At 73.1% G+C, this 9,412-nt stretch carries 9 protein-coding genes; 3 read left to right on the plus strand and 6 right to left on the minus strand.

Translation table 11 applies throughout. The annotated features are described in order from the left end of the window. Positions 1-9 precede the first annotated feature (9 nt). The 5 genes from AB0F56_RS14830 to AB0F56_RS14850 form a co-directional block, all read right to left on the minus strand. Complete coding sequence (locus tag AB0F56_RS14830) at positions 10-675, minus strand: response regulator transcription factor (protein ID WP_362008630.1); 666 nt, start codon at positions 673-675, stop codon at positions 10-12. Then, entirely contained in the window at positions 672-1,763 is a 1,092-nt protein-coding gene (locus tag AB0F56_RS14835) for a sensor histidine kinase (protein ID WP_362008700.1), read from the minus strand. Before AB0F56_RS14835 ends, AB0F56_RS14830 begins: the two co-directional genes overlap by 4 nt. Before the next feature lie 388 nt (positions 1,764-2,151). Beyond that, positions 2,152-3,492, minus strand: a complete 1,341-nt coding sequence (gene lysA / locus AB0F56_RS14840; protein WP_362008633.1) for a diaminopimelate decarboxylase — start codon at positions 3,490-3,492, stop codon at positions 2,152-2,154. A gap of 9 nt (positions 3,493-3,501) precedes the next feature. Then, positions 3,502-3,951, minus strand: coding sequence for an SAV_915 family protein (locus AB0F56_RS14845; RefSeq protein WP_362008636.1), 450 nt, complete (start codon positions 3,949-3,951; stop codon positions 3,502-3,504). A 189-nt stretch (positions 3,952-4,140) separates the two neighbouring features. After that, on the minus strand, positions 4,141-4,860 hold the full coding sequence (locus AB0F56_RS14850; RefSeq protein WP_362008639.1) for a TetR/AcrR family transcriptional regulator: 720 nt from the start codon (positions 4,858-4,860) through the stop codon (positions 4,141-4,143). A 180-nt stretch (positions 4,861-5,040) separates the two neighbouring features. On the opposite strand from AB0F56_RS14850, the gene AB0F56_RS14855 reads away from it, so the two are divergent. Then, the gene (locus tag AB0F56_RS14855; protein ID WP_362008642.1) at positions 5,041-5,517 is read left to right on the plus strand and encodes a nitroreductase family deazaflavin-dependent oxidoreductase; all 477 of its coding nucleotides are present in this window, start codon (positions 5,041-5,043) and stop codon (positions 5,515-5,517) included. Here the strand turns inward: AB0F56_RS14855 and AB0F56_RS14860 are convergent. After that, positions 5,501-7,072: a geranylgeranyl reductase family protein gene (locus AB0F56_RS14860; protein ID WP_362008645.1), complete on the minus strand. Its 1,572-nt coding sequence runs from the start codon at positions 7,070-7,072 to the stop codon at positions 5,501-5,503. The two genes, AB0F56_RS14855 and AB0F56_RS14860, sit on opposite strands and share 17 nt — an antisense overlap. A gap of 109 nt (positions 7,073-7,181) precedes the next feature. Here AB0F56_RS14860 and AB0F56_RS14865 point away from each other — a divergent pair, with 109 nt between their 5' ends. After that, entirely contained in the window at positions 7,182-8,546 is a 1,365-nt protein-coding gene (locus tag AB0F56_RS14865; RefSeq protein ID WP_362008647.1) for a dipeptidase, read from the plus strand. Between the two features lie 94 nt (positions 8,547-8,640). After that, positions 8,641-9,321, plus strand: coding sequence for an MBL fold metallo-hydrolase (locus AB0F56_RS14870; protein ID WP_362008702.1), 681 nt, complete (start codon positions 8,641-8,643; stop codon positions 9,319-9,321). The last annotated feature ends 91 nt before the right edge of the window (positions 9,322-9,412 follow it).

The raw sequence follows: 9,412 nt of genomic DNA on the forward strand, positions 1-9,412 counted from the left end.
CAGGAGTCATCAGCCCAGCCAGCCCGGGCGGACCAGGCCCGACTCGTAGGCAAGGACGACCAGTTGGGCGCGGTCGCGGGCGCCGAGCTTCACCATGGTGCGGCTCACGTGCGTCTTGGCGGTCAGGGGGCTGACGACCAGGCGCCGGGCGATCTCCTCGTTCGACAGGCCGATGCCGACCAGGGCCATCACCTCCCGTTCCCGCTCGGTCAGTTCGTCCAGGCCGCTCACGGCGGCCGGGGCTTTCGAGCGGGCCGCGAACTCCTCGATGAGCCGTCGTGTCACGCCCGGCGAGAGGAGGGCGTCGCCGTGGACGACGGCGCGTACGGCCCGGACCAGCTCCTCCGGTTCGGTGTCCTTCACGAGGAAGCCGGAGGCACCGGAGCGGATCGCCTCGAAGACGTACTCGTCGAGCTCGAACGTGGTCAGCATCACCACCTTGACTGTGCCGAGCCCGGGGTCGGCGGTGATCGCGCGCGTGGCGGCGAGGCCGTCGAGCCGGGGCATCCGGATGTCCATGAGGACGACGTCCGGGCGCAGTTCGCGGGTCGTGCCCACCGCCTCCTCGCCGTCGGCGGCCTCGCCCGCCACCTCGATGTCGGGCTGGGCGTCCAGGAGCGCGCGGAAGCCCGCCCGTACGAGCGACTGGTCGTCGGCGAGCAGCACACGGATCACGGCGTCTCCTTCGGGCGGACGGGAAGGACGGCGCGCACCCGGTAGCCACCGTCCGGGCGGGAGCCCGCCTCGATCGTGCCACCGAGCGCGGTGGCACGCTCCCGCATCCCGGCGAGTCCGTTGCCGCTGCCGCCTGCGTCGCCGCCGGTCGCGGGTCCTTCGTCGTCGACGCGGAGCTCCACGCGGCCGGGCCCGTAGCCGATCACGACGCGCGCGGTACGGGACCCGGAGTGGCGGACCACGTTGGTCAGCGCCTCCTGGACGATCCGGAAGGCCGCGAGGTCCGTGCCCGGCGGGAGCGGTACGGCCTCCCCCTCGGTCGACGTCCGTACGGTGAGCCCCGCGGACGCCGCCTGTTCGACCAGCTCCGGGAGCCGGTCGAGGCCGGGCGCGGGGGTGCGCGGGGCCTCGCCGGGGGCGCGCAGGGTGTCGAGGACCTGGCGGACCTCCCCGAGCGCCTCCTTGCTCGCGGCCTTGATGGTGGTCAGCGCGGTGCGGGCCTGCTCGGGGTCGCTGTCGAGGAGTGCGAGGCCGACGCCCGCCTGGACGTTGATGACGGAGATCGAGTGGGCAAGCACGTCGTGCAGCTCGCGGGCGATCCGCAGCCGCTCCTCGTCGGCGCGGCGCCGCTCGGCCGCCGCGCGTTCGGCCCGCTGGGCGGCCCACTGTTCGCGGCGGACCCGGACCAGTTCGGAGGCGGCGAGGATCGCGACGACGAAGGCGAAGACGGGGATCTCCTGGCCCCAGGGCGCGGCGGAGTCTCCGGCAGGGGGCAGGTGGCGGTAGAGCCAGTGGGCGCTCAGCAGGTGCCCCGCCCACAGCAGGCCGAGCGCCCACCAGGCGGCGCGCCGGTGGCCCTGCACGACGGCCGCGAAGCAGGCCACGGCGACGAGGAGGAAGACCGGGCCGTACGCGTAACCGGCGCCGAAGTAGACGAGCGTGACGGCGGCGGTACCGAAGACCACGGGGACCGGGTGGCGGTGTCGCAGCAGGAGCAGCGCGGAGCCGAGGAGCAGCAGCGAGCGGCCGAGGAGGTCCAGCGACTCGCGGTCCGGCTGGTTCCTGGCCGCGAAGCCCGAGCCGACCATGACGAAGACGGCGAGCAGGAGGGTGGACCGCCAGGGCAGCCCGTCGCCGGGCTCGCGGTCGGCCCAGCGCAGCGGCCAGGGCGGTCCGCCCGGCGCACCACGCGCCCAGGGCGGACCGCCGTATCCGTGTCTGCGCTGTTCGTCCATGTCCGCCACGCTAGACGCGGTCGGGCGGCCGGAGCGTCAGCCGGGCGTGGTGATCGGGCGTACTCCCGCCGTAGTACGTCCTCCCTCACTGTTCCTGCCGGACCGCTGCGGGCAGGCCCGGGCCAGGGCCGCTGCTAACTGGGCCCGGTATCCCCACACGGCCGACGGACGCTCGCGACGCTCATCGGCACCTCCTCGGCCCCGACAGCCTCCTCTTCCCCGCGAACGAACCGCGCCGGCGTCAGACGCCGATGTCCCGGACGCTGATGTCCTCGAGAGACTCCCGGCGTACGAGTGTCCGCGCGGTGCCGTCGACCACGGCGACGACCGGGGGGCGCCCGACCAGGTTGTAGCCGGAGGCCATGGAGAGGTGGTACGCCCCAGCCACCGGAACGGCGAGCAGGTCTCCCGGGTGCACGTCGCCGGGCAGCGGCACGTCCTGGGCGAGAAGGTCGCCGGCCTCGCAGTGGCGGCCGACGACGGTGACGCAACGGGGCTCGGCGGTCGAGTGACGGCCGATGAGCCGGGGCGCGTACCGCACTCCGTACAGCGCGGGCCTGGGGTTGTCGCTCATGCCTCCGTCGACGGCGACGAAGGTCTGCGTCCCGGTGCGCTTGACGGCGAGGACCCGGTAGAGACAGATGCCCGCCGGGCCGACGATCGCCCGCCCCGGCTCGATCGTGAGGCGGGGGACGGACAGCTTCGCCTTGCCGCAGCCGTCCGTCAGTTCGGCGCGGACCCGCGCGGCGAGGGTCGGCACGTCGAGGCTCTCCTCGCCGGGCCGGTAGGCGATGCCGTGTCCGCCGCCGATGTTCAACTGGGGCAGTTCCAGGCCGTGTTGTTCCCTGATCCGGGCCATCAGCCCGATCATGCGGCGTACGGCGGAGACGTACGGCCGCACGGTGGTGATCTGCGAGCCGATGTGGCAGTGCAGTCCGACGAGTTCGAGGCGCGGCTGGCCGAGCACCCGGGCGATCGCGTGCTGCGCGGATCCGTCGGCGACGGACAGGCCGAACTTCTGATCCTCCGTGCCCGTACGGATGTGGGCGTGTCCGCCGGCCGCGACGCCGGGGACGACCCGCACCATGACCTGCTGCCGCTCGCCCGCGGGGACGAGGGCGGCGAGGCGCGCGATCTCCGACGTACTGTCCAGGACGACGCGTCCGACGCCGAGGCGGACGGCCGTCGCGAGGTCCTCCGGGCTCTTGGCGTTGCCATGGAGGACGATCCGCTCCGGCGGGAAGCCGCTGGTGACCGCGAGGGTCAGCTCGCCCGCGGAGCAGACGTCGAGGCCGAGGCCCTCCTCCCGGACCCAGTTGATCAGGCCGCGGCAGAGGAAGGCCTTGGCCGCGTAGAGGACGTCGGCGCCGGGAAAGGCGGTGCGGTACGCGCGGCAGCGGTCCCGTACCTCCTGCTCGTCCAGGACGTAGAGGGGCGTACCGAAACGTTCGGCGGTCTCGGTGAGCGAGGCACCGCCGACGCTCAGGTCGCCGCCGCGCTCGGCGCGGGTGGAGCGGGGCCAGATCGACAGGCCCTCGGGCTCGTGGTCGGCGGCCGAACGGCTCTCCAGCGAGATGGTCATGACGCTCCCTCAGCCGATCAGCAGGTTGACACAGGAGACGCAGGAGACGACGGCACCGGCGATCGCCACGCGCAGGAGACCGACGCGCCGTGGGTCCCGGCGCCAGGCGGGCTGCCCGGGGGCTTGCGCCGGCGCGTGTGCGTGGGCGGGCGCGGGGGTGTGGGTGCGGGTGGGGGCGGGCGCGGAGCTCGGGGGGTCGACGGTGAGGTCGGTGACGCCCAGCGGCGCGGTGAGGGCGCGGAGCGCGGGCTCGGAGAGCCTGATGCAGGCGTGGTCGGCGCCGAGGGTGGCGCGGAGCTTGGCCCGGGTGGTGAAGCCGACGGCGGTACGGCGGCCGAGGGGCGTGCGGAAGATACGGGCGGAACAGCCCGCGGGACCCGACCGGACGGGGACGAACAGCGGTCCGGCCGGGACGGGTTCGGAAGGCTCGGGGTCTTCGGCGTACGTGGTGTCGGACATGGCATTCCCCTCACGACATGGTGTGCCTCGGAGCCGCCCGGCCCGGTCGGCCGTGCGCGCTCCTGTGACGCTATGCCCGTCGCCCCGGGCGTCGGAGAGTTCGCTGACGCGTACTTGACGGTGAAGCGGCCACCCGTAACGTGCTCATGACGGGGTGGCCGCGCCGGCCGACTCGTGGCCAGGGACGGGCTACCGGCGGGACTCCGCCTTGGGCAGGAGGCCGATGTCGCGGCCGAGGCGGGCGGCGGCCGTGGCGAAGAACGTCTCCCGGTCCTCCACGACCCGGTTGAACTGGCCGAACACCTCGAAGGAGACGAGCCCGAAGAGCTGCGACCAGGCCACGACCATGGAGACGGCCAGGGCGGGCGGCAGATCGTGGGCGAAGTCGGCGGCCATCCGTTCCGCCTCGGGGCGCAGGGCGGCGGGGACGGGCGGCGGGGCGATGCCGTCGGTGGTGAAGGCCTCGCGGGCGATGGCGATCAGGACGAGCGCGACGCGCGAGGCGGGCTCGATGGTGTCCTGCGGGGCGGAGTAGCCGGGCACCGGGGAACCGTAGATCAGGGCGTACTCGTGGGGGTGGGCGACGGCCCAGGCACGGACGGCCCGGCAGACGGCGGTCCAGCGGGCGAGGTGGTCGTTCGGGGCGGTGGCGGCGCGGGAGTCGGCGAGGGCCTGCTCGGCGGCGGCGCCGACCGCGTCGTAGGCGTCGACGATGAGGGCGGTGAGGAGGTCGTCACGGCTGGGGAAGTAGCGGTAGAGCGCGGACGACACCATGCCGACCTCGCGGGCGACGGCGCGCAGGGAGAGCTTGGCCGCGCCTTCGGCGGCGAGCTGGGTGCGGGCCTCGTCCTTGATGGCGGCGGTGATCTCGATACGGGCGCGGGCGCGGGCTCCTTGGACGCTGGTCATGGAGAGCAGTGTGCCACTTTTCGGAGCACTGCTCCAAAGAGAGTGCATCAGACAGAAACAAGAGCACTACACCGAATCGAGAGCACTGCTCTTGCTTTGGGGCAGCGATCCGTGCACACTGATCTCAAGAGAGATCAGTGCTCACAGTTTGCTTGGTCACCCATCGCCTCGGAGGCACCCATGTCCGCTCAGCCCAGCCCCGCTCAGCCCGGCGCCTACGTCGCGAAGCCCGGCTGGTTCACGGTGAACGTCCTGAACAGGACCGTCTCGTGGCTCACCCGCCGGGGCGTCAGCGTCTGGGGCTCCCGCGTCCTCGCGGTGCGCGGCCGCAAGAGCGGCGAGTGGCGCCGTACGCCCGTCAACCTGTTGACCCTGGACGGCACGCAGTACCTCGTGGCGCCGCGCGGCCACGTCCAGTGGACCCACAACATGCGGGCGGCCGGCGGCGGCGAGCTGCACCTGGGCAAGCAGGTGCAGCCGTTCACCGCCGTCGAGCTGACCGACGACGAGAAGCCCGCCCTCCTGCGCGCCTACCTCAAGCGCTGGAAGGCGGAGGTGGGGGTTTTCTTCGACGGGGTCGGCCCGGACTCCACGGACGCCGAGCTGCGCGCGATCGCCCCCAAGCACCCGGTCTTCCGGATCACTCCGACCGCGTGACCCCGGAACCCGAGGGACCCGAACCGTCGGGCGCGTCCGACCCGTCCGACGGCCCCGCCGCGCCCGGACCTGCCGCCTCCGGATCCCCGGACACCTCCGGCGCCTCCGAAACTGCGGCCGTCACCTCCGCCACACCGGCCCCGGGGTCGACCGAGGCCGACCCCGACCCCGACCCCGACCCCGCCCCCGACTCCGACCGCTCCGACTCCGCCCCCGCCTGCGCGGCCTCCGACTGCGCCGCCACGCCCCGGAGCGTCGTCCCGCCCGTCGGCGCCATCCGGCGGTCGAGGACGTCGAGCGCCCGCCGGGCGACTCCGTTCGAGCGGACGAGGCCGGCCAGCGAGCTGGAGCCCCGGGTGATGTCCGCGAACGCGTTCCAGGCCGGGCGCAGACCCGTGAGCGTGGCGTGCAGCAGTCCGGGCCGGCGCTCGAAGAGGGCGAGCATCCGCCGTCCGACCGCCATCTCCACGCCGAGGCCCGCCTTGATGGCGAAGGCGTAGTTCAGCGCCTGGCGGCGCGCGTCGACGGCGTCGTTCGACTCGGCGATCCGTACCGCCCACTCCCCCGCGAGCCGGCCCGAGCGCAGCGCGAAGGAGATGCCCTCCCGCGTCCACGGCTCCAGGAGCCCCGCCGCGTCGCCGCAGACCAGGACCCGGCCGCGCGAGAGCGGCGAGTCGTCGCTCCGGCACCGGGTCAGATGCCCGGAGGAGATGGACGGCTCGAAGCCCGCGAGCCCGAGGCGGGCGATGAAGTCCTCGAGATAGCGCTTGGTGGCCGCGCCCTCGCCGCGCGCCGAGATGACGCCGACGGTGAGCGTGTCGCCCTTGGGGAAGACCCAGCCGTAGCTGCCGGGCATCGGCCCCCAGTCGATGAGGACCCGTCCCTTCCAGTCCTCGGCCACCGACGCCGGAACCGGGATCTCCGCCTCCAGGCCGAGGTCGACCTGGTCGAGCTTCACGCCGACATGGGCCCCTATCCGGCCCGCGCTGCCGTCGGCGCCGACGACGGCCCGGGCGAGCAGGGTCTCGCCGTCCGCGAGGACGACGGCGACCGTGCGCCGGTCGGGCACGGCGGGTCCGTGCTGTTCGACCCGGGAGACGGTGACGCCCGTGCGCAGCTCGGCGCCCGCCTTCTGGGCCTGCTCGACGAGCCCGGCGTCGAACTCGGGCCGGTTGATGAGGCCGAAGAGCATGCGGCGCGAGCGGCGCGTGCGTGCGAAGCGGCCGTTCAGGGAGAAGGTGACGGCGTGCACCCGGTCCTGCAGGGGCAGTTCGAAACCGGGCGGGAGCGCGTCCCGCGAGGGGCCGATGATGCCTCCGCCGCAGGTCTTGTACCGGGGCAGTTCGGCCTTCTCCAGGAGCAGCACGCGGCGTCCGGCGACCGCGGCCGCGTACGCCGCCGAGGCGCCGGCGGGACCGGCCCCGACGACGACCACGTCCCAGACCGTCGCGGCGTCCTGCGACTCTTCCGCGCGTACCTCTTCGGCGTCTGCGTTCTCGCTGCTCACGATGTGCTTCTGCTCCTGATCCGACGATGATCCAAGCTCTCGGGGCATCCTACGGCGCGGCCCTCGGGACCCCGCGCCGTAGGATCGGCGATACGTTCGCCGTACCACCGATACACGGCGACACCCTCACAACGTCGCACCCACCAGGAGCGTGCCCATGACCGCGAATCCGATCGCCGAGACCGTCGCAGGCCTGATGCCCCGTGCCAAGACGGAGCTCACGGAACTCGTGGCATTCGAGTCGGTGGCGGACGAGGCGGTGGCTCCCCGCAGCGAGTGCGAGGGGGCGGCGAACTGGGTGGCGGACGCGCTGCGTGCCGAGTCCTTCGAGGACGTGGCCCTGCTCGACACCCCCGACGGTTCGCAGTCGGTCTACGGCGTGTTGCCCGGCCCGGCCGGCGCGCCGACCGTCCTCCTCTACGCGCACTACGACGTGCAGCCGAAGCTGGACGAGTCGGCGTGGGTCACGCCGCCGTTCGAGCTGACGGAGCGCGAGGGACGCTGGTACGGGCGTGGCGCGGCGGACTGCAAGGGCGGGTTCATCATGCACCTGCTCGCGCTGCGCGCCCTGAAGGCGAACGGCGGGGTGCCCGTCACGGTCAAGATGATCGTGGAGGGTTCGGAGGAGCAGGGCACGGGCGGGCTCGAGCGGTACGCCGAGGCGCACCCGGAGCTGCTGACCTCGGACGCGATCGTGATCGGCGACACGGGCAACTTCCGGCTCGGTCTGCCGACGGTCACCGCGACCCTGCGCGGCATGACGATGATCCGGGTCCAGATCGACACGCTCGAAGGCAACCTGCACTCGGGCATGTTCGGCGGCGCTGCGCCCGACGCGCTGGCCGCGCTGATCCGGGTCCTGGACACGCTGCGCGCCGAGGACGGTTCGACGGTCATCGACGGTCTGCCGGCGGACGCGGTGTGGGAGGGCCTGCAGTACCCGGACGACGACTTCCGCGCGGACGCGAAGGTCCTGGCGGGCGTGGGCCTCCCGGGCAACGGCACGGTCGCGGACCGGCTCTGGGCCCGTCCGGCCGTCACCGTCATCGGCATCGACTGCCACCCGGTGGCCGGTGCGACGCCGTCGATCCCGTCGACCGCGCGGGCGCAGATCAGCCTGCGGGTGCCGCCGGGCCAGGACGCCGCCGAGGCGACGAAGCTGCTGTACGCGCACATCGAGAAGCGTGTGCCGTGGAACGCCCGGGTGTCGTTCGAGCAGGTCGGCCAGGGCCAGGCGTTTCGGGCGGACGTGACGAGCCCGGCGTACGTCTCGATGGCGGAGGCGATGAAGGTCGCGTACCCCGGTCAGGAGATGCAGACCTCCGGCATGGGCGGCTCGATCCCGCTCTGCAACACGCTCGCCTCGCTCTACCCGGAGGCGGAGATCCTGCTCATCGGTCTGAGCGAGCCGGAGGCGCGGATCCACGCGGTGAACGAGTCGGTGTCGCCGGAGGAGCTGGAGCGGCTCGCGGTGGCGGAGGCGCACTTCCTGCAGAACTACGCCCGCTCGAAGCAGGGTTGAGCGGGAGCGGGTTTAAGCGTTGGGCGAAGCTCGCCGACAGCGTAGTTCGATACGGCGGACCTGCGGGGCTCCGTAGGTTCGCCGTATGGAACTGATGGAACTGAGCGAGATCAATCCCCGACTGCACATGCTGCACTTCTCCATAGGCCAGGCCTATCTGTGGCGGGACGGGGAGGAGTTGACCCTGATCGACGCCGGCTGGGTGGGCTCGGCGGACGAGATCGAGACGGCGGTACGGGGCGTGGGCCTGGACCCCGCCCGTATCCGCCGGATCGTGCTCACCCACTGCCACCGCGACCACGTGGGCTCCGCGCAGGAGTTGGCCGACCGCTTCGGCGCGCGGATCCTGGCCCACCGCCTGGACGCGCCGGTGATCCGGGGCGAGGCCCCGGTCCCCGAACCGGACCTGCTCGACTGGGAACTCCCTCTGTACGCACACGGCCTGACCGTCCCCGAGGCCCCGCCCACCCGCGTCGACCGGGAGGTGGAGGACGGCGAGGAGCTGGGCTTCGGCGACGGCGCGCTCGTGGTGCACACCCCGGGCCACACGCCCGGTTCGATCGCGGTCCATCTGCCGGAACACGGCGTCCTGTTCACCGGCGACACGGTCGCGTCGGTGCAGGGGGTCACCTTCGGTGTGTTCCACGTGGACCGCGACCGCGCGATGCAGTCGATGCGCCGCCTGGCCGACCTGAAGCCCTCGGTCCTGTGCTGCGGCCACGGCGCCCCGGTGAGGGAGGACACGGCACGCCAACTGGCGGAGGCGGTGGGCTAGGGCCTGTCCGGCGGATCAGGGTCGGATAGGCCGCGGCGTCTGGTGCGGTGCATCGCAAGGCGCCGGAGCGTCTCGATAGCGGAGCTATCGG

This window comes from Streptomyces sp. NPDC026092, from assembly GCF_040638605.1.
GTDB lineage: Bacteria > Actinomycetota > Actinomycetes > Streptomycetales > Streptomycetaceae > Streptomyces.

Bases quoted from the DNA above. Each gene is read 5' to 3' on its own strand.
- AB0F56_RS14835 (WP_362008700.1), bottom strand. From the start codon at position 1,763: ATGGTCGGCTCGGGCTTCGCGGCCAGGAACCAGCCGGACCGCGAGTCG.
- lysA (WP_362008633.1), bottom strand. From the start codon at position 3,492: ATGACCATCTCGCTGGAGAGCCGTTCGGCCGCCGACCACGAGCCCGAG.
- AB0F56_RS14845 (WP_362008636.1), bottom strand. From the start codon at position 3,951: ATGTCCGACACCACGTACGCCGAAGACCCCGAGCCTTCCGAACCCGTC.
- AB0F56_RS14850 (WP_362008639.1), bottom strand. From the start codon at position 4,860: ATGACCAGCGTCCAAGGAGCCCGCGCCCGCGCCCGTATCGAGATCACC.
- AB0F56_RS14855 (WP_362008642.1), top strand. From the start codon at position 5,041: ATGTCCGCTCAGCCCAGCCCCGCTCAGCCCGGCGCCTACGTCGCGAAG.
- AB0F56_RS14860 (WP_362008645.1), bottom strand. From the start codon at position 7,072: ATGCCCCGAGAGCTTGGATCATCGTCGGATCAGGAGCAGAAGCACATC.
- AB0F56_RS14865 (WP_362008647.1), top strand. From the start codon at position 7,182: ATGACCGCGAATCCGATCGCCGAGACCGTCGCAGGCCTGATGCCCCGT.
- AB0F56_RS14870 (WP_362008702.1), top strand. From the start codon at position 8,641: ATGGAACTGAGCGAGATCAATCCCCGACTGCACATGCTGCACTTCTCC.